This is a genomic window from Haloarcula halobia (genome assembly GCF_029338255.1).
Taxonomy (GTDB): Archaea; Halobacteriota; Halobacteria; order Halobacteriales; family Haloarculaceae; genus Haloarcula; species Haloarcula halobia.
Genome location: NZ_CP119787.1, coordinates 342604 through 359893 on the forward strand (window position 1 = coordinate 342604; position 17290 = coordinate 359893).

22 protein-coding genes and 1 tRNA gene are annotated in these 17290 nt (G+C 68.7%); 12 read left to right on the forward strand and 11 right to left on the reverse strand.

Translation table 11 applies throughout. The features are described from left to right. Positions 1–68: 68 nt before the first annotated feature. A complete protein-coding gene (gene ileS / locus P1K88_RS01795; RefSeq protein ID WP_276412078.1) occupies positions 69–3422 on the reverse strand; it encodes an isoleucine--tRNA ligase in 3354 nt (1117 codons plus the stop codon). A 507-nt stretch (positions 3423–3929) separates the two neighbouring features. Then, complete coding sequence (locus tag P1K88_RS18375) at positions 3930–4166, reverse strand: DUF4177 domain-containing protein (RefSeq protein ID WP_379786675.1); 237 nt, start codon at positions 4164–4166, stop codon at positions 3930–3932. A 34-nt stretch (positions 4167–4200) separates the two neighbouring features. Between P1K88_RS18375 and proC the strand changes: the two genes are divergently transcribed. From proC to P1K88_RS01830, 6 genes are all read left to right on the forward strand, one after another. Next, the gene (gene proC, locus P1K88_RS01805) at positions 4201–4974 is read left to right on the forward strand and encodes a pyrroline-5-carboxylate reductase (protein ID WP_276412080.1); all 774 of its coding nucleotides are present in this window, start codon (positions 4201–4203) and stop codon (positions 4972–4974) included. Next, positions 4967–5800, forward strand: a complete 834-nt coding sequence (gene proB, locus P1K88_RS01810; RefSeq protein ID WP_276412081.1) for a glutamate 5-kinase — start codon at positions 4967–4969, stop codon at positions 5798–5800. Before proC ends, proB begins: the two co-directional genes overlap by 8 nt. Then, positions 5793–7121, forward strand: a complete 1329-nt coding sequence (locus P1K88_RS01815) for a glutamate-5-semialdehyde dehydrogenase (protein WP_276412083.1) — start codon at positions 5793–5795, stop codon at positions 7119–7121. The genes proB and P1K88_RS01815 overlap by 8 nt, the downstream gene beginning before the upstream one ends. Positions 7122–7133: 12 nt before the next feature. Further along, positions 7134–7748: a uracil-DNA glycosylase gene (locus tag P1K88_RS01820; RefSeq protein WP_276412084.1), complete on the forward strand. Its 615-nt coding sequence runs from the start codon at positions 7134–7136 to the stop codon at positions 7746–7748. A gap of 195 nt (positions 7749–7943) precedes the next feature. Continuing rightward, the gene (locus tag P1K88_RS01825; protein ID WP_276412085.1) at positions 7944–8366 is read left to right on the forward strand and encodes an HIT family protein; all 423 of its coding nucleotides are present in this window, start codon (positions 7944–7946) and stop codon (positions 8364–8366) included. A 66-nt stretch (positions 8367–8432) separates the two neighbouring features. Then, on the forward strand, positions 8433–9155 hold the full coding sequence (locus tag P1K88_RS01830; protein WP_276412087.1) for a ParA family protein: 723 nt from the start codon (positions 8433–8435) through the stop codon (positions 9153–9155). Here P1K88_RS01830 and P1K88_RS01835 read toward each other — a convergent pair. Beyond that, positions 9152–9529: a universal stress protein gene (locus P1K88_RS01835; RefSeq protein WP_276412088.1), complete on the reverse strand. Its 378-nt coding sequence runs from the start codon at positions 9527–9529 to the stop codon at positions 9152–9154. The two genes, P1K88_RS01830 and P1K88_RS01835, sit on opposite strands and share 4 nt — an antisense overlap. 142 nt (positions 9530–9671) lie before the next feature. Between P1K88_RS01835 and P1K88_RS01840 the strand changes: the two genes are divergently transcribed. Both P1K88_RS01840 and P1K88_RS01845 read left to right on the forward strand, forming a co-directional pair. After that, on the forward strand, positions 9672–9836 hold the full coding sequence (locus P1K88_RS01840) for a hypothetical protein (RefSeq protein WP_276412089.1): 165 nt from the start codon (positions 9672–9674) through the stop codon (positions 9834–9836). A 59-nt stretch (positions 9837–9895) separates the two neighbouring features. Then, on the forward strand, positions 9896–10633 hold the full coding sequence (locus tag P1K88_RS01845) for a ribonuclease H-like domain-containing protein (protein WP_276412091.1): 738 nt from the start codon (positions 9896–9898) through the stop codon (positions 10631–10633). A 75-nt stretch (positions 10634–10708) separates the two neighbouring features. Here P1K88_RS01845 and P1K88_RS01850 read toward each other — a convergent pair whose 3' ends face one another. Continuing rightward, entirely contained in the window at positions 10709–11311 is a 603-nt protein-coding gene (locus P1K88_RS01850) for a rhomboid family intramembrane serine protease (protein WP_276412093.1), read from the reverse strand. A gap of 138 nt (positions 11312–11449) precedes the next feature. Between P1K88_RS01850 and P1K88_RS01855 the strand changes: the two genes are divergently transcribed. Further along, a complete protein-coding gene (locus P1K88_RS01855; RefSeq protein WP_276414106.1) occupies positions 11450–11872 on the forward strand; it encodes a GIY-YIG nuclease family protein in 423 nt (140 codons plus the stop codon). Here P1K88_RS01855 and P1K88_RS01860 read toward each other — a convergent pair whose 3' ends face one another. Beyond that, a complete protein-coding gene (locus P1K88_RS01860; protein ID WP_276412095.1) occupies positions 11873–12079 on the reverse strand; it encodes a heavy-metal-associated domain-containing protein in 207 nt (68 codons plus the stop codon). 96 nt (positions 12080–12175) lie between these two features. Between P1K88_RS01860 and P1K88_RS01865 the strand changes: the two genes are divergently transcribed. Next, positions 12176–12619 (forward strand): acyl-CoA thioesterase, encoded by a 444-nt coding sequence (locus P1K88_RS01865; RefSeq protein ID WP_276412097.1) that lies wholly within the window; start codon positions 12176–12178, stop codon positions 12617–12619. A gap of 56 nt (positions 12620–12675) precedes the next feature. Continuing rightward, complete coding sequence (locus tag P1K88_RS01870) at positions 12676–13128, forward strand: luciferase domain-containing protein (protein WP_276412099.1); 453 nt, start codon at positions 12676–12678, stop codon at positions 13126–13128. On the opposite strand, the gene P1K88_RS01875 is transcribed toward P1K88_RS01870, so the two are convergent. From P1K88_RS01875 to P1K88_RS01900, 6 genes are all read right to left on the reverse strand, one after another. Continuing rightward, on the reverse strand, positions 13118–14125 hold the full coding sequence (locus tag P1K88_RS01875) for a hypothetical protein (RefSeq protein ID WP_276412100.1): 1008 nt from the start codon (positions 14123–14125) through the stop codon (positions 13118–13120). The genes P1K88_RS01870 and P1K88_RS01875 overlap by 11 nt on opposite strands. Before the next feature lie 326 nt (positions 14126–14451). Beyond that, positions 14452–14727, reverse strand: a complete 276-nt coding sequence (locus tag P1K88_RS01880; RefSeq protein ID WP_276412102.1) for a hypothetical protein — start codon at positions 14725–14727, stop codon at positions 14452–14454. Continuing rightward, positions 14724–14963 carry a hypothetical protein gene (locus P1K88_RS01885; protein WP_276412103.1) on the reverse strand — a complete coding sequence of 80 codons (240 nt, stop codon included), beginning with the start codon at positions 14961–14963 and terminating at the stop codon, positions 14724–14726. The genes P1K88_RS01880 and P1K88_RS01885 overlap by 4 nt, the downstream gene beginning before the upstream one ends. 77 nt (positions 14964–15040) lie before the next feature. Further along, a complete protein-coding gene (locus P1K88_RS01890; RefSeq protein WP_276412105.1) occupies positions 15041–15280 on the reverse strand; it encodes a hypothetical protein in 240 nt (79 codons plus the stop codon). Between the two features lie 444 nt (positions 15281–15724). Continuing rightward, positions 15725–15796 (reverse strand) — tRNA-Thr (locus P1K88_RS01895). A gap of 65 nt (positions 15797–15861) precedes the next feature. Beyond that, on the reverse strand, positions 15862–16515 hold the full coding sequence (locus tag P1K88_RS01900) for a DUF7114 family protein (RefSeq protein ID WP_276412107.1): 654 nt from the start codon (positions 16513–16515) through the stop codon (positions 15862–15864). Positions 16516–16576: 61 nt separating this feature from the next. Here P1K88_RS01900 and P1K88_RS01905 point away from each other — a divergent pair, with 61 nt between their 5' ends. Further along, positions 16577–17254: an enoyl-CoA hydratase/isomerase family protein gene (locus tag P1K88_RS01905; protein ID WP_276412109.1), complete on the forward strand. Its 678-nt coding sequence runs from the start codon at positions 16577–16579 to the stop codon at positions 17252–17254. The last annotated feature ends 36 nt before the right edge of the window (positions 17255–17290 follow it).

A 17290-nucleotide genomic window follows, 5' to 3' on the forward strand; every position in this document is an offset into this window, starting at 1 on the left:
CGCCAATGAGGGTGCCTGTCTAACACTTTTCGAATCGGTTCAGACGCCGACCGCTTGTCCGGCCTGTCCTATTCGGATGCTTCGGCGGTAGCCACAGGTGCAATCGCGATGTCCATCTCGGTGTCCTCGACCTTCCAGGTCTTGCGGTGGCCGTCCTCGACGGCGCGGAACTCGTCGGCCCGGACCTCCTCCCTGATGAGGTCCTCGTGGGCGCGCACGAGGTCGTCGACACGTTCGTCCGAAACTTCGAGGTCGACGGCGATACGGGCCTCGATATCGAGTTCGAGGTCTTTCCGCATCTCCTGGACGCGGCGGATGACCTCGCGGGCGTACCCCTCGCTCTCGATGTCCTCGGTCAGTGTCGTGTCGACGTAGACGACGCCGCCGCCGTCCAGCGCGGTGAACTCGGTGCCGGTGACGCCGTCGGGGGTCTCCCGGCGGAACGTCACCATCTCGTCGGTCAACTCGACGGCCTCGCCGAGCGTCTCTGCCACATCGCCTTCGAGGGCATCGATCGACGGCTCGTCGATGCGGGCCTCGTTGAACGCCTGCATGACGCGGCCGGCGTCGTCGCCGAAGGTCGGGCCGAGTTCGCTCATGTCGGCCTCGGCGGAGTAGTGGAGCTCGCCCCACGTCTCGTCGGGGCCGACGACCTCGACCGCGCGGGCGTTGAGGCGGTCGCCGATGATGCCTTCCTGGGCACGAACCGCGTCTGCGACGGCCTCGCTGTCGACGTCGACGACGACGCGAGTGACGGGCCAGCGGAGTTTGCGTTCGGCCTGCTGGCGGGCGTTGGACCCGGCCTCCTCGACCTCGCGGACGACCTCGATCTCCTCTTCCAGCTGCGGGTCACGTAGGTCTTCGTCGGCCTCGGGCCAGTCGCACATGTGGACCGTCGGGTGACCCGACTCCCCGGTGAGCGCGCCGTAGACCTCCTCGGCGACGAAGGGCGTGAACGGGGCAAAGAGGGCGGCGACCTCCTCGAGGACGCGGTAGAGCGTGGCGTAGGCCGCCAGTTTCGAGTCGCTGTCCTCTTCTTCCCACATCCGCTCGCGGACGACCTGGATGTAGAAGCGGGAGACGTCCTCGACGACGAAATCCAGCAGTTCGCCGGCCGCCTTGTCGTTCTCGAAGTCGTCCATGTGCTCGGTCATGGCCGCCTCGACGCTCTGGAGCCGGGAGAGGACCCACTCGTCGGCGAGTTCGAGGTCCTCGCGGACGTCCTCGACGGTCGTCTCTCCGGCGGCTTCTTCTCGCGGGCTCTGCCCGCTCGAAGTGTCCGAGGCGCTCCGCGCCTCGCTATCGCCGCCTCCGACTCGTTGCCCTGAGAGGGCAACGCTTTCGGGGTCGAAGTCGTCGGCACGCATGTACGGCAGCGGGAACCGGGCGACGTTCCAGAGGATGTTGAGCCGCCGTTGCATCTCCTGGGTCTCCTCCCAGGAGAAGTTCATGTCCTCGCCCTGGGCCGTGACCGAGAGCAGGAACAGGCGCATCGGGTCCCGACCGTGCTTCTCGATGACATCGTGGGGGTCGACGAGGATGCCCTTGGACTTGGACATCCCGCGGCCGTCGGGCATGTTGGCGTACCCGTGCATCAGCACCTGTTTGTAGGGGATCTCGCCCATCGCGGCGGTGCTCATGCCGAGTTGCGACCAGAACCAGCCCCGCGTCTGGTCGTGGGCCTCCATGATGAGGTCGGCGGGCCACAGCTCCTCGAAGGCCTCGGTCTCCTGGGGGTAGTCCAGCGTGCCCCAGGTCGCCACGGAGGAGTCGAGCCAGACGTCGAAGACGTCGGGGACGCGGGTGTAGGTCGTCCCGTCTTCCGTGATGGTCAACTCGTCGACCGTACCCTTGTGGAGGTCGACGCTCTCGGGGTCGATGTCCTGGTCGACGCGTTCGGCGAGTTCCTCGCGGTCGCCGACCACGACGACGTCGTCCATCGACCCGTTCCAGCCTCCGGCGGCGTCGCCGCCTCCGTTCGCGGACGAGTCCGCGCTACCCTCGGGCGTCCAGATGGGGATGGGGATGCCCCAGTAGCGCTGGCGCGAGACGTTCCAGTCGGGGGCGTCCTCGACGAAGTCCCGGAAGCGGTTGTCCCGTGCCCACTGCGGGTACCACTCGCTGTCCTCGATGTTCGCCAGCAGCTCGTCCTTGATGTCGGTTATCGTGATGAACCACTGGTCGGTGACGATGCGGACGATGCCCGTGTCACAGCGCCAGCAGTGGCCCTCGTTGACGGTGTAGCCCGACTCGCTGGCCAGCAGGTGGCCGTGGTCGTCGAGGTCGGCGATGACGTCGTCGTTGGCGTCCCGGACGAACGTACCTTCGTAGGCACCTCCCTCCGCGGTGTAGACGCCGTCGCTGCCGACCGGACAGAACACCTCGAGGCCGAGTTCCTGGCCGCGCTCGAAGTCCTCCTCGCCGTGGCCGGGTGCGGAGTGGACCAGGCCGGTCTGGTCCTCGGCGTCGACGTAGTCGGCGGTGTAGACCTGCAGCGCCCCCTCGCCGCTGGCGTGGGCCGGGACCTCCTCGGCCAGCGGGTGGTCGTAGGTCCAGCCGACCATCTCCTCGCCGGTGACCTCTTCGACGACCTCGTAGTCGTCGTAGCGGCCCGTCTTCAGGACCTCTTCCACGCGGGGTTCGGCGACGTAGATGACCTCGCTCTCCCCGTCCTTCTCGGCGCGGACGCCCTGGTAGGTCACGTCGCCGTCGACGGCGACGAAGGTGTTTGCCGGGATGGTCCACGGCGTCGTGGTCCAGATGACGAGGTTGCCCTCGCGGTCGGCTAAGGGGAACTTGACGTAGATAGACGGCTTGCCGACCTCGCTGCGTTCGACCTCGTTGTTGGCGATGGCGGTCTCACACCGGGGACACTGGTTGATCGAGCGCATCCCCTGCTCGACCAGGCCGCGCTCGTGGGCGCGCTGGAAGCCCCACCAGGCGGCCTCCATGTACTCCGGATTCACGGTTTTGTAGGGGTCGTCCCAGTCCATCCAGACGCCGAAGTCCTGGAAGTCGCGCTGGAGCCCCTCGAGTTGCTCCTCGGCGAAGGCCTTGCACTCGTCGATGAAGTTCTCCTCGCCGAAGGCCTCGATGTCCTTCTTGTTCTCGAAGTCAAGGCGCTCCTCGACTTTCGTCTCGATGGGCAGGCCGTGCATGTCGTAGCCCGGCCGGTCGGTCACGTCGTAGCCCCGCATCCGCAGGTAGCGGATGTAGAGGTCCTTCAGCGTCTTGTTCCACGTCGTCCCCATGTGGGCGGCCCCGGACGTGTAGGGCGGCCCGTCGACGAAGAAGTACGTCTCCCCGTCCTCGCGATGGGCTTTCGTCTGCTCGTAGGCGTCGACGTCGTCCCAGTACTCGAAAACGTCGTTCTCGACGTCCTCGGGGTCGTACTGGTCGTCGACCGCGGCGAACCGTTCCATACCCGGGGTAATCCGCGCCGGCAATAAAGGACAATCGGTTAGTCACGCGGTGACCCCGCCGTCGGCCCCACAGCGGCAACGGGTATTGGCTGTGAGCAGTAGAGTATGTTCATCGTATTGATACGACGTGGGTCGAACAGCCAGGCACGAACAGCGGCCTGATAGCACGTCGGAGGCGGGTCGACGGTGGATAGCGACAGGGCGGTCGGCGACGACGTGCGAAGCGGCGCGGACGCGCCGGCGGACCACGGGCGAGGCGCTGGCCGACTCGCTCGACATCGCCGCCTCGACGAGCACGTCTCCCTGGCGTCGAGAGCGACGACCTGCCCCTTGAGGAGGGCGAATGGCTCGAGATGCCCGTCGTCGAGGCGCTCGAGGAGTGGAACGGCTACCGGTAGTCGGGGGAGACCCGGCGACGACAGTCTCGGCACTGCCACGGTCTCCCGGAGGGGGGCAGGCCGACGGGCGGCGGCGGGAGACGCCGTCCACGCACGACCGCGTGGGCGGCTACGCCTCTCGCTTGAGCACGAGCGCGGCCGTCTGACCGCTCTTCTCGGTTATCGGTGCGACGACCTCCCAGCCGTCGGCGCCCAGCTCGTTCAGCCGTGCCTCGGGGACACTACTGGAACCGAACATCCCCGTCTCGACGGCGAGGACGCGGTACTCGAAGGAGGGGGTACAGTCGTCGGTGTCGGCGTCTCGGAAAAATCTTGTGCCGCCGCCGGACGCGAGATGAAAACACAGTTAGTCCCTGCATCTCGTGGGATGGACTAAGAACATGGTACGTACGTGTGTCATCGGCTGTGGAAATATGGGCAGTGCGCTGGTCAGGGGCCTCGACAAGGCGGGCGACCACTCCGTCATCGCCATCGACCTCGACCCGGACGCGCTGGCCGCCGTCGAAGACTACTGCGAGGAGACGACCGACGACCTCTCGCGGGCGAGCGAGGCCGACGTGGTGTTCGTCGCGGTCAAGCCCGACATCGTCGAAGCGGTGCTCGACGGACTCGACCTCTCGGCGGACCAGACGCTGGTCACCATCGCCGCCGGCGTCCCCACGGACTTCGTCGAGCCGCGGACCGACGCCACCGTGGTCCGGATCATGCCGAACCTGGCGGCCGAGACCCGGGACATGGCGACCGCCGCGACCGGCGACCTCACCGACCAGGTCCGCGAGATACTCGACGACGTCGGCGAGTTCGCCGAGGTCGAGGAGGCACAGATGGACATCGCGACCGCCGTCAACGGGAGCGGCCCGGCCTTCGTCTTCTACTTCATCAAGGCCATGACCGAGGCGGCCATCGCGGGCGGCATGGACCACGAGGAGGCCCAGTTGCTGTCGGCCCAGACGTTCAAGGGTGCCGCCGAGACCGTCGTGCAGGACGAGCGCACCGCCGACGAACTCATCGACGCGGTCTGCTCGCCGAACGGGACGACGATCGAGGGCATGCACGTGCTCTGGGACAGCGGCGCCGACGAGGCCCTGAAAGACGCCGTCGCAGCCGCCGAACGGCGCTCGAAAGAGATGGCGGCCGACTTCGCAGATGACTGACGCCGTCGACGCCCAGACCATCTCGAACGCGCGCCGACTGGCCGCCGACGCCGAGCGCGTCATCGTCAAGGCCGGGACGAACTCGCTGACCGACGAGGACTCGAATCTCGACGACGCGAAACTCGACAAGCTCGTCGACGACATCGAGGACCTGCTCTCGCGGGGCAAGGAGGTGCTGCTGGTCTCCTCGGGGGCCGTCGGGGCCGGCATCGGCCGGGTCGACCACGAAAGCGGGACCTTAGAGGAGTCACAGGCGCTCTCGACGGTCGGTCAGAGCCACCTGATGCACCGCTACACCGAGAGCTTCGCTCGCTACGACCGCAAGGTCGCCCAGATACTCATCACGGAACACGACCTCGACAACCCCGAGCGGTTCACCAACTTCCGCAACACCGTCGAGACGCTCCTGGAGTGGGGTATCGTCCCCATCATCAACGAGAACGACGCCGTCGCCACCGAGGAGCTCCGGATCGGCGACAACGACATGATCTCGGCCTCCATCGCCATCGGCGTCGAGGTCGACCTCCTCATCACCCTGACCGACGTCGGCGGCGTCTACACGGACAACCCCAAGGAGAACCCCGACGCCGAGCGTATCGAGGTCGTGAGCGACAACTACGACCGGATCGAGGAGATCGTCTCGGCCAGTGGGACCGGCGAGTTCGGCGGCATCCAGACCAAGGTCAGCGGTGCGCGGGACGTCAGCGAACACGGCATCCCCGCCATCATCGCCGAGTCGACCGAACCCGACGTGCTCCGGAAAGTCGCCGACGCCGAATCGGTGGGCACAATATTCGTCCCGGTAAACGGTGAGACAGATGACTGAGACGACCGAACAGCAGGTCGAGGCCGCACAGTCCGCAGCCCTACGGCTCGCCAACGTCGACGCCGACGAGCGCGACGCGGCGCTCGCGGCCATCGCCGACGCCCTCCGCGAGAACAGCGAGGCCATCCTCGCGGCCAACGGGGACGACGTCGAGGCCGCCGAGGAACTGCTCGCGGAGGGCGAGTACACCCAGGCGCTGGTCGACCGCCTCAAGCTCGACGCGGGCAAGCTCGAGTCCATCGCCGAGATGGTCGAGTCCGTCGCCGAGCAGGACGACCCGCTCGGCAAGACGCTCGCGGCGCGCGAACTCGATGAGGACCTCGAGCTGTACAAGGTCGCGGTCCCCATCGGCGTCGTCGGGACAATCTTCGAGTCCCGCCCCGACGCACTGGTCCAGATCGCCGCGCTCGCCCTGAAGTCGGGCAACGCCGTCATCCTCAAGGGCGGCAGCGAGGCCAGCGAGTCCAACCGCGTGCTCTACGAGACGATCATGGAGGCCACCGGGGACCTCCCGGACGGGTGGGCGACGCTCATCGAAGCCCACGAGGAGGTCGACCGCCTGCTCGAGATGGACGACGAGGTCGACCTGGTGATGCCCCGTGGCTCCTCGGAGTTCGTCTCCTACATCCAGGACAACACCCAGATTCCGGTGCTGGGCCACACCGAGGGCGTCTGTCACGTCTATATCGACGACGAGGCCGACCTCGAGATGGCCGCGGACGTCGCCTTCGACGCGAAGGTCCAGTACCCCGCGGTCTGTAACGCCGTCGAGACCCTGCTCGTGAACGAGGGCGTCGCCGAGACGTTCCTGCCGGACGTAGTCGAGCGCTATCGCGACGCCGGCGTCACCCTTCGCGGCGACGCGGCCACCCGCGACGTGGTCGACGTCGACCCCGCGACCGACGACGACTGGGCGACCGAGTACGGCGACCTCGAACTCTCGATCAAGGTCATCGGGGACGTCTACGAGGCGATCGACCACGCCAACACCTTCGGGTCGAAACACACCGAGTCTATCATTACAGAGAACCCCGACCACGCCGAGGCGTTCATGACCGGCATCGACGCCGCCAGCGTCTTCCACAACGCCTCGACGCGCTTCGCCGACGGCTACCGCTACGGCCTCGGTGCCGAGGTCGGCATCTCGACGGGCAAGATCCACGCCCGCGGCCCCGTCGGCCTGGAGGGGCTGACGACCTACAAGTACTACCTCGAGGGCGACGGCCAGCTCGTCGCCTCCTACGCCGGCGAGGACGCACTGCCCTTTACCCACCGCGAGTTCGACGGCGAGTGGACGCCGGGTCATCTGGCCGACGAGTGAGTCGCGACGGCGATGGAGTTCCCCGACGCGAGCCGTCGCAACGCGCTCGCCAACGACTGTCGGCGCTGTGCCGAACTTTCCGAGAGCCGGACCTGCATCTCCTGGGGGAACGGCCCGCTCGACGCCGACGTGGTCGTCGTCGGCGAAGCACCCGCCGAGGGCGACCCCGATGCCGACGAGTGGCGCGGCGGCAACCTGACCGGGCTGGCCTACACCTCCCGTCGGTCGGGCCGGAAGATACGGCGCGTGCTCGACGACGCCGGGTTCGGCCCCGACCGGACGTACTACACGAACGCCGTGAAGTGCCATCCGCCGGGGAACCGCGACCCGACGGACGAGGAACTGGCGAACTGTCGGCCGTATCTCGTCGAGGAAGTCGAGACCGTCGAGCCGCGGGCGGTACTTCCGACCGGGAAACACGCCACCCGGACGGTTCTCGCGCTCGACGGCGAGTCGCTGAAGGGCTTCCTCGACAGCGTTTTGACTGCACACCGGAGCGAGACGCTCGGCGTACCCGTGGTACCGCTGTTGCACCCGAGCTACCAGGAGGTCTGGTTGTCCAGGCTCGGGTATTCCTACGAAAGATACGTCGATGAACTTTCGGCAGTTGTGAAAGAAATCGCTTGACTGTCGCCCACCGACCAACCGACACGGGTGGGACTGAAAGGCATCGAGTGACCGGCGGTCCCTCGGGCCGTGCGGACGGGCACGGCGCCCGTGAGCAGAGGCCGTGTTCTGGTTCTCTACGAACGAGGCACTGCGAGAGCGAACACCACCGCACGCGGGCCAACCTTGATGTAACGCCCGTTCCACCCCTCGAATATGAGCGCTGACTGCATCTTCTGTCAGATCGTCGACGGCGACATCCCGAGCCGGACCGTCTACGAGGACGACGACGTGCTGGCGTTCCTCGACGCCAACCCGCTCTCGCCGGGCCACACGCTCGTCATCCCGAAGGCCCACCACGAGCGGCTAAACGACCTGCCCGCGGACGTCGGGAGCGCGGTGTTTCGCACGCTCCACGAACTGACACCCGCCGTCGAGGACGCCGTCGACGCGCCCGCGAGCACCGTCGCGTTCAACAACGGCGAGGAAGCGGGCCAGGAGGTCCCCCACGTCCACGGCCACATCGTCCCGCGGTTCGAAGCCGACGGTGGGCGCCCCATCCACGCGCTGGTCAACGACCGGCCGGACCTGAGCGACGCGGAACTGGACGAGATCGCCGACGCCATCGCAGGCCACTAAATTCTTCGTCGGCTGGCGCGAAAGAATCCACACCTTTTTGTCCGAAGACGGCCCCCAGCATCGCCTATGGGGGTATCCACACTCGCACTCGTTGGTGCGACGGGCGGTGCGGGCACCACGACGGTCGCGGTCGAACTGGCGGCGACGCTCTCCCGGGCGGGCCGGTCGGTCGCCGTCGTCGACGCCGCGTTCGCCACGCAGGGGCTCTCGACGTACGTCTCGGGGCGCATCGACGGCGACGTGACGGCGGTCGCGACCGGGGAGGTGTCGACCGAGGAGGCGGTGTACGACCTGGAGTTCGAGACGTCGGGGGAGGCGCTGGCCGTGCCGGCACACGCGTCCTTCGAGCGCCTGGCCCGCGCGAAGGCACCGGAGCACGCACAGCGGTTCGAGTCGCTGGTCACGGACCTCACTGACCGGGTCGACCACGTCCTGGTGGACGTCCCGCCAGTGGCGGCCAACCAGGCCGTCGCCGCCGTCACGGCGGCGGCGCGGCGGGCGCTGGTCGTCCCGGCGACGCGTCGGGGCGCGGACCTGTTCCCGCGACAGCAGGGCCGCCTGCGGGACCTGGGCGCCCCGGCCGACACCGTCGTGGCGACGCGGACCGACGCCGACGGCGCGGTCGACGTCGCGGACGCCGACCACGACCTGCCGGTCGCAACGGGTGACCCGCTCCAACCGTCGTCGCTGGACCCGGAGACCGACCTCGCGCCGGCGGCGGCCGACCTGGCCGAGGAGACGCTGGCGGTCTCGCTCGGTCTCGAGTTCCCCGACGGCGGGTGGCTCTAGAGGGACGGCAGCGGCACGACCACGACCGGCCGGTCCACCTCGCCGAGCAGCGCCCGCGCCGTCGACCCGACGCCCTCGCTGCCGGCGGTCCCGCGGTGGGCACCGATCAGCACCTCGTCGGGGTCGTGGGTCTCGATAGCCGCCCGTATCTCGGGCACGGGGTCGCCGTCGTTTATCTCGGTCGTCGGCGCCAGCGACGCGAGCCGCGAGCGGGCGACGTTGACGGCGTCGCCGGCGTCGCGCTGGGGGGCGTCGGGGTCACGGACGCCCACGACGACGACGTCGTCCGTCGCCGGGTCGGCACGGGCTGTCAGGTAGTCGGCCGCCGCCGCGGTCACGTGGACCGACGACGTGGCGACGAGGAAGTCGGTCATACCCGCCGTTGGGGGGCCGGCGGCTTCGTCGTTTCGACCGGGGACAGGACGTGCCCGCGGGGATATACAGATAGCGGCGGCGCCGTGGGAGGCGAATACACGTAGCGAGGAGCGAGTTGCCCGCGGGGACCGAAGGCGAGGTATGTCCACGACGGCGACCCAGCCCCGGACGCGGTACGTCTGCCCGCTCTGTGAACGGACCTTCGACCGCCCGCACGACGCGTGTGCCCACTGCGATAGCACGCTCGTGGTGCCCCTCGAGAACCGGTCGGTCTACGCCTCGGTCCTCCCGATGTGCGGGGAGTAGCGTCGCCGGAGTCCGGCCCACCGACGAGCTTACATACGCGGCCGCTGGTACCGGAGAGCGTGCGCGTCGAGAACAGCTTCATCGGAGTGGACGGCGTCGGCGAGAAGACCGAGCGGTCCATCTGGGAGCAGGGGGTCACCCACTGGGACGAGTTCGAACCGGGCGTCGTCGGCGGCAAGCGCGGCGAGCGAATCCAGTCGTTCATCGGCGAAGGGCGGGACCGTCTCGCGTCGACGGACGTCGGCTTCTTCGACAGCGCCTTCCCCAGCGGGGAGCGCTGGCGCCTCTACCAGACGTTCCCGGAGCGAACCTGCTTTTTCGACATCGAGACCACCGGCCTGGACCAGCACCGCAACCGGGTGACGACGGTGAGCCTCCACCAGGACGGCGACACCCGGACGCTCGTGGCCGGCGACGACCTCACAGCGGGGAACCTCCGGGCAGCCTTCGCCGACGCCGACCTGCTGGTGACGTTCAACGGCAAGCGCTTCGACGTCCCCTTCCTCGAGGCGAACTTCGACGTCGACCTCCAGCGGCCCCACCTGGACCTGATGTACACCTGCAAGCAGCTGGGGCTCTCGGGCGGCCTGAAACAGGTCGAACAGGACGTCGGCATCGAGCGCGACCGGCCGGACATCTCCGGGCGGGACGCCGTGCGCCTCTGGCACGAACACGAGCGGGGCGCCGACGGCGCGCTCGAGACGCTCATCTCGTACAACCGCGAGGACACCGTGAACCTCCGGACCCTCGCCGACGAGGTGACCCAGCAGCTCGACGAGGAGCGGTTCGTCCGCTGACCCCTCCCTTCGACTGCAGATACGCCGGACGAAAGCGCCGTCTCCCGGCCCCATACCAGTCGTTCTGTTTACATATCATGCAGGCCGGAGCAGGTGGCGCCGGCCGGACAGCACACCCAGCAACAGGCCGGTGAAGTGCGCGACGAGGGCGACGCCGGGCGTCGCCGTCCCGAGGGTTATCGCCACCGCCAGCACGCCGGCCAGTGCCAGCTGGGTGCGCGGGGCGAGTTCCAGTCCGGCGACGACCATGTCGGTGACCCGGTTCGACGCGAGCACGTAGCCAAAGAGCGCGAAGATGGCGCCGCTGGCACCGAGGACGCTGACGTTCGCCGCCAGGCCGGGCACCAGCGGCCCGAGGACGGCGGCGGCCGTGACCTGTGTGACGCCCGCGAGCATCCCCGTCCCGAGGAAAAAGAGGTGGTACCGGCCGCGTGTGGTCTGGCGCTCGACCAGCAGGCCGACCAGCGCGAGCATCAGGGCGTTGGCCAGCAGGTGCGAGAGGCCGGTGTGGGCGTAGACGCTCGTCACGAGCGTCCAGGGCCGGACCAGCAGTGGCAGCGAGAGGGCGAGCAGCGCCCGCTGCGGGACAAACAGGCCCAGCACCTGCTGGCAGGCGAAGACGGCGACGAGTACCGACAGCGTGACCGCGGTGGGGCTGTCGGTCAGGCGGCGACCCATCGGCCGGAGGTAGGGCCACCAGACTCAAGAATCGTCCGGCCGGGCGGGGTCCAGAACGCCTACGCCGCCCCGGGTCCTGTGCCCGCCCATGGCAACGAACGGGACGTCGACGGGACGGGTCTCGACGGGGGATCGGTGATGGCCGGGGGCACCTACACCCTCGTGCTCGAACGGTCGCGTGAATCGACCATCGAGGTGGGCGCACTCGGCGACCACCGGTTCCCCGCCGGCTGGTACGCCTACACCGGGAGCGCGCTCGGCACCGGCGGCTTCGGCCGCGTCGACCGCCACCGTGCGGTGGCCGCCGGCGAGAACGACACCCGCCACTGGCATATCGACTACCTGTTGGGCGAGGCCGCGACGCGCCTCGAGACGGCGGTGACGACGCCGGCCGACGTCGAGTGTGCGGTGGCCGAGCGCGTCGACGACGGTCTCGAGACGCCGGTGGCGTACGACGACTTTGGCTGTTCGGACTGTGGCTGTCGCTCGCACCTGGCCTTCCACCCGGACCGGAAGGCGTTGCTGGCGGCCGTGCGGCGGGCCCACGACGCGGTGGCGTAGTCAGGCGACGAGCTCGTACCCCGCGTCCTCGATGGCCGCCGCCAGCGCGGCCTCGTCGACGTCGCCGCTCGTCTCGAGGTCCACCTCGTCGGCGTTCTGGTCGGCGGTCGCCGATTCGACGCCGTCGAGGTCTTCGAGCGCCCCTTCGACAGCCTCCTCACACCCGTCGCAGGCCATCCCCGTGACTGTGAGCGTTCGCGTTGCCATACCCGGTCGTAGGACCCCACGGGACAAAGGTGCTCGGCTCCCGGCACGACGCACGGACACCACACGGTTATCTCGCGGGCGGGCCAACTGTGGCCCATGCCCACCATCTCGCATACGCACATCGTCAACCGCGAGCGCGTCCAGCCCAGCCACGCCAACAACTACGACAGCGCCCACGGAGGCATCGTGATGAAGTGGATGGACGAGATCGGCGCGATGGCCGCCATGCGGGCCGCCCGCGAGTCGTGTGTCACCGCCCAGATGTCCCGCGTGGACTTCGAGCGGCCCATCCCCATCGGCGACAACGCGCTTGTCGACGCCTACGCCTACGAGACCGGGCGCACGAGCGTCAAGGTCCGCATCCAGGTCGAGCGCGAGCACCCCCACACCGGCGAGACGGAACAGACGACCAGCGCCTACGCCACCTTCGTCGCCATCGAGGACGGCAAACCCACGCCGGTGCCCGACCTCACCGTCGAGACCGAGGAGTGCGAGCGCCTGCGCGAGGCCGCACTGGCCGACGGACCCGACCGGGAGTGACAGCCCGACCGTCTGCTCGCCGCGACTGTTATCTTCGTTGACAGCATCTCGGTAGTATGGCATCCGAACGCGAGGCAGTGGCGGAGACGGTCGAACGGCTCGTCGACGACGTGGCGGCCTGGGAGGGCGTCACCGTCGGCGAACACCGCTTTGGCGGCACGGAGTTCCGCGTCGGTCCCCGCGAGATCGGGCACGTCCACGTCTGGGGGATGCTCGACATCGCCTACCTGCGGAAACTGCGCGACGTGCTCGTCGAGGCGGGCCAGACCGGCGTCCATCACCTGCTGACCGAATCCGGGTGGACGACGTACCTCATCGAGTCACCCGACGACTACGGGCACGCCCGGTGGCTGCTCCGGCTGTCGTATCTGTATCACGTCGCCATCGCGAAGCAGACGCCCACGGGCGCCGAGGAACTGGCCAGCGTCGACATCGCGGCGGAACTGGCCGAACTGGACCCCAGCGAGGCGGTCCAGGCAGCCTTCGAGCGTCGGCCGGTCAGCGAGTGAGGCGGCGGTTGGCGACTCGCGCCGGGACCACCGCCGCCGCCAGGAGGAGCGCGGGCCCGACGAGGTAGCCGGCCCACGTCAGGACGCTCAGCACGGCGGCGCCGGCGAGTCCAGCGCGCGCGAGTGTCGTCAGCGGCCCCGTGCCGACGGCGACCCTGAGTGCCCACGTGCCACAGACCAGCGGCACGACGACGAAGACGGCCGTCACGACCGCGCCGGCGGTCGGTCCGGTCTTCGACAGCGCGATGCCGGTCTGGACGAGCGTCCCGGCGGTCGTTCCGAGTATCAGGAGCGCGCCGAGACCCAGTGCGTACCGGGCGACCGGCCTCGAGGGGGTCGCTGCCCGGCGTCGCCACCCGACCACGACCCCGCCCAGTACCGTCGCTACGAACGGCCCCACGACGACGAGCGGATGTTGCCCCTCCCAGAGGTGGACGCCCACGAGGTCGAACGGCACCCGGACGTACTCCGTCGGGGAGAACTCCTCGCGGTAGCCGATGGCGACGCCGACCTGTCCGCTCCGCCCCTGGGGTTCGTAGACGGCGACCAGGAACGCCGTCTCCTCGTCGACCGGCCGGTCGAGGCTGGTCGTCTCGTAGGTGGCCGACGGCGCGAACGGCTCGTAGGACGCCCGCTCGGGCCGCTCGCCCTCGACGACGACCGCGCCCATCCCCTCGGGGACCGTCACCCGGTCGGGCACGCCGTCTGTCGCCCCGAGCGACTCGCTCAGCACGACGAACGACGGTGTGAAGGGGCCGTCCTCGGGCGTGAACGTGCTCACCCGAAGCCGTTCGCCTGGCGACAGCGAGAAGCGGTAGTACGCTACCTCGCCCGTGTCGAGGTGGTCGTAGAACGACCACGACTTGGCGGCGTCGGGCACTTCGACGGCGCTGTCGGGCGTCGTGTTGTCCGTGGGGAAACTCGGGACGTGGGCGAGGGCCGGCGTTGCGAGGAGCGCTATGGCGAAGACGAGGAGGACGGGCCGCAAGGTAGTCACATCGCTCCGTAGGCGGGGCGACGATATAGAGGCCCTGCCGACAGCGCACGACCCGCGAGACGACGGGCTCGGTCAGGACAGTCTTTGCGTGGCAACCCTGAACAGACGTCACAGGAGCGAGGGCCGACTGTTCACGCGGGCCGACGAATCGAGTACTGGACGTGGCAGCGTCGGGACCGACTCGTCCATCGTCGCGAGTGCCGCGACTTCGGCCGCGGAGAGGACACGGTCGTCGATGCCGACCTCGTCGAGGAGCAGGCCGGTAGCCGGGAGCGGGAACCGATAGCGTCGCGTCGTCGGGAACAGGATGCGTTCGCTCTCCGAACTCAGCGGTCGAGGTCCCGCGGCGTGTCGAAGTAATCGAGCATGTCCAGCACCGCACCCATGACGAAACTGAGGACGGTGATGACCAGGACGAGCCCGGTGAGCAGTGTCGAGATCGGGGGATTCAGCGTGAACTGGAACGCGGCGATGAAGACGCAGGTTACCATCCCGACGACCAGCAGGAACGACCCGGCGCTGGGGTCGTCACCGGTGAGGAATTCGAGCCCGGCGAGGAATCCGGAGGTCTGTGGCGGTTCCTCGGCGACGTCCTCGGTCATTGCTCGGCCTCGGGCTGTGGCGTTGCCGCGGCCCGCTGAACGATCTGTACCAGGTGTGACACCCAGAGCCCGCCGGTGAATCCGAACAGCGCGGAGACGACGACGGCTTTCGTGAGTGTGTCAAGCGGGGCGGCCGCCGCTAGTAAGCAGAGTCCTCCGAAGAGGAGCATCATCCCGTACTGGATTCGGGTGTCAAGGTCGAGGCGTGTTATGGTCTGGGCGAGGGTTGAGCGCATGTGGCGATAGTGCTGGGTGGTCGAGCGGCGGCTGGTTGTAACGCGATACGACGGCGGAAACCGGCGGCAGCACCTGTTCAGTTAGCGCCCTCTTCGAGGAGTCGTTTGACTTCGCCGAGTTTGCGGTACGCAGCGAGGCCGAGAATCGTCGCGGGCCAGAGACCGACGAACTGCCCCCGCTGTTTGTCGCCGCGGACGTAGTAGAAGTACAGTGCCAGGGCGACGGACGCGACAGATGCCAGCGTGGTGGGGTCCATGCGGCGGCCGCTCCCGTCTTGTGATACCGCGTCTGTCGTCTCGTCGTGTGTGCTACTCACATGCATGGTTAGGTCCACAGGTGTATATCCCTTTGCAAAAGGTCAGCAGAACTGGAGGTTCCGGAAGTCCCACGCTTCGGTCTCGTTTCGGGAGATCAACTGCCCCTGGCGTGTCCTGCGTACGGCAATCCGCCGCTCTGTACAGCTAGTTCGTCACAGGAAGCCCCGGCCGGTATGTGAACTACGCGAAGACGGTCGCCTCACTCTGTTCGGCGCTGGGTCTGCTCTCGATTCGAATGCCGCGTCAGTCCCACACGTCGAGCGGGACGCCGCGACGGGACGCGCCGCTCGCAAGTCGTCTCCCAGAAGAGCCTAGGCCGGAATTTGAACCAGAGTCAGACGTGCTCGCGTTGCTGCGTGCGACTGACAGGGATTCAAATCCGCGTCCGGCGGTCCACTCGCGACGGACCCGTCGCTGCCGCTCCGGGTCAGTCGCTCGGAGAAAGCCTAGGCCGGAATTTGAATCCGGGGTCTCGTCCTTACCAAGGACGCGCTTTACCGCTAAGCTACCCAGGCGCACCTGATTCTTTCCGGCAAATGTCTTTAGGCGTTTCGATTCGGGCCCGGTATGGCGGTCGGTGTCAGTGGTCGGCGGCGGCCTCGGTGCCGTCAGGATGGTAGTCTGAGTTGGCGCGGGTCACGAGCGCGTCCCCGACCTCCTCGCCGAGGATCCAGGCGTTCTCCGGGAGGCCGTCGGCGGCGAGGCGGGCCGCGTACTCGCGCAGCGAGGGCGAGGGATGGACGCCGGCGGCGGTGACGCCGGCGACGACGGCCAGTTCGCAGATGTCGGCCTCGAGGTTCTCGTCGATGGTCTCGTCGCCGGTGGTCTCCCGGACGGTCTGGTCGTGGCCGAACGAGCGGACGACGTCGACGGCCGCCTCCGCGGCCTCGGTGCGAGCGAGCAGGTAGAAGCCACGCGAGACGAGGACGTCGGCGATGAGGATGTCCAGGTTGGCGGCCTCGCGGTCGCCACCCTCCCAGGGGTCGTCCTGTGCGAGGTGGCGGGTGAGGGTGAGGCCCTCGTAGATGAGCTGGACGCCGGCGGCGCGGCCGGTGATGCCGTCGTCGAGGTCGGCCGGCCCGTCGGGGGCGGCCCGGGCGCTCACCAGGGTCAGCACGCCGGGCGTGAGCGGGGCATCGGAGAGGCGGTCGGTGATCCGGTCGCGGAACCGGTCAGGCTCGACGTCCTCGACCGCGGCCAGGGCTGCTCGGCGAACCGCCGCGACTTCCTGCATTGGCCCTTTCTAGCGGCGGGAAGGCCAAAGACCTTTGGAAACGGCAGAGACAGGGGAAGGCATGATACGGACGACGGCAGCCGGTGACGTCTGCGAGGTGCGCCTCGACCGGCCCGAGCGGCGCAACGCGCTCACACGCGAGGGGCTTTCGGCCCTGGAGTCGGCCGTCGCGGACGCCACGGCACCCGTGCTCTACCTCGCCGGCGCGGGCCCGGCCTTCTGTGCGGGGGCTGACCTCGACGTCGTCCGGTCGCTGGATGCCGAGTCGGCAAGCGAGTTCGCCGCGCTGGGCCAGCGGGTAGCACGCAGGCTGGCGACCTACGACGGGGCCGTCGTCGCGGGCGTCGACGGGGCCGCCCGCGGGGGCGGGGTCGAGCTGGCGCTGGCCTGTGACCTGCGGGTGGCGACACCCGACGCGACGTTCGCCGAGACGGGCGTCAAACTCGGCCTGTTCGGGGCCTGGGGCGGGACGGCGCGACTCCCGACTGTCGTCGGGCAGGGCGAGGCGCTGGACCTGGCACTCTCCGGGCGCACCGTCGACGCCGAGGGGGCCCTGCGGATGGGGTTGGTCTCGCGAGTGACTGACGACCCACAACGGGTGGCCGACGAGCTGGCGAGCGTCGACCACGACGCCCTCCGGCGGGTGAAGGCGCTGGTCCGCGAGGACACCCCGCTGGCGACCCAGGAGCGACGCGAACGCGAGGCCTTCGCCGCGCTCGTGTCCGCGGGGGCCCCGTGACCCGCGGCGGACCGCACGTTGAAACCCCCCGGCCGC

What these genes read in the sequence shown, in the direction of transcription:
- ileS (WP_276412078.1), bottom strand. Translation starts at nt 3,422, where the DNA reads ATGGAACGGTTCGCCGCGGTCGACGACCAGTACGACCCCGAGGACGTC.
- proC (WP_276412080.1), top strand. Translation starts at nt 4,201, where the DNA reads ATGGTACGTACGTGTGTCATCGGCTGTGGAAATATGGGCAGTGCGCTG.
- proB (WP_276412081.1), top strand. Translation starts at nt 4,967, where the DNA reads ATGACTGACGCCGTCGACGCCCAGACCATCTCGAACGCGCGCCGACTG.
- P1K88_RS01815 (WP_276412083.1), top strand. Translation starts at nt 5,793, where the DNA reads ATGACTGAGACGACCGAACAGCAGGTCGAGGCCGCACAGTCCGCAGCC.
- P1K88_RS01820 (WP_276412084.1), top strand. Translation starts at nt 7,134, where the DNA reads ATGGAGTTCCCCGACGCGAGCCGTCGCAACGCGCTCGCCAACGACTGT.
- P1K88_RS01825 (WP_276412085.1), top strand. Translation starts at nt 7,944, where the DNA reads ATGAGCGCTGACTGCATCTTCTGTCAGATCGTCGACGGCGACATCCCG.
- P1K88_RS01830 (WP_276412087.1), top strand. Translation starts at nt 8,433, where the DNA reads ATGGGGGTATCCACACTCGCACTCGTTGGTGCGACGGGCGGTGCGGGC.
- P1K88_RS01835 (WP_276412088.1), bottom strand. Translation starts at nt 9,529, where the DNA reads ATGACCGACTTCCTCGTCGCCACGTCGTCGGTCCACGTGACCGCGGCG.
- P1K88_RS01840 (WP_276412089.1), top strand. Translation starts at nt 9,672, where the DNA reads ATGTCCACGACGGCGACCCAGCCCCGGACGCGGTACGTCTGCCCGCTC.
- P1K88_RS01850 (WP_276412093.1), bottom strand. Translation starts at nt 11,311, where the DNA reads ATGGGTCGCCGCCTGACCGACAGCCCCACCGCGGTCACGCTGTCGGTA.
- P1K88_RS01855 (WP_276414106.1), top strand. Translation starts at nt 11,450, where the DNA reads ATGGCCGGGGGCACCTACACCCTCGTGCTCGAACGGTCGCGTGAATCG.
- P1K88_RS01860 (WP_276412095.1), bottom strand. Translation starts at nt 12,079, where the DNA reads ATGGCAACGCGAACGCTCACAGTCACGGGGATGGCCTGCGACGGGTGT.
- P1K88_RS01865 (WP_276412097.1), top strand. Translation starts at nt 12,176, where the DNA reads ATGCCCACCATCTCGCATACGCACATCGTCAACCGCGAGCGCGTCCAG.
- P1K88_RS01870 (WP_276412099.1), top strand. Translation starts at nt 12,676, where the DNA reads ATGGCATCCGAACGCGAGGCAGTGGCGGAGACGGTCGAACGGCTCGTC.
- P1K88_RS01880 (WP_276412102.1), bottom strand. Translation starts at nt 14,727, where the DNA reads ATGACCGAGGACGTCGCCGAGGAACCGCCACAGACCTCCGGATTCCTC.
- P1K88_RS01885 (WP_276412103.1), bottom strand. Translation starts at nt 14,963, where the DNA reads ATGCGCTCAACCCTCGCCCAGACCATAACACGCCTCGACCTTGACACC.
- P1K88_RS01900 (WP_276412107.1), bottom strand. Translation starts at nt 16,515, where the DNA reads ATGCAGGAAGTCGCGGCGGTTCGCCGAGCAGCCCTGGCCGCGGTCGAG.
- P1K88_RS01905 (WP_276412109.1), top strand. Translation starts at nt 16,577, where the DNA reads ATGATACGGACGACGGCAGCCGGTGACGTCTGCGAGGTGCGCCTCGAC.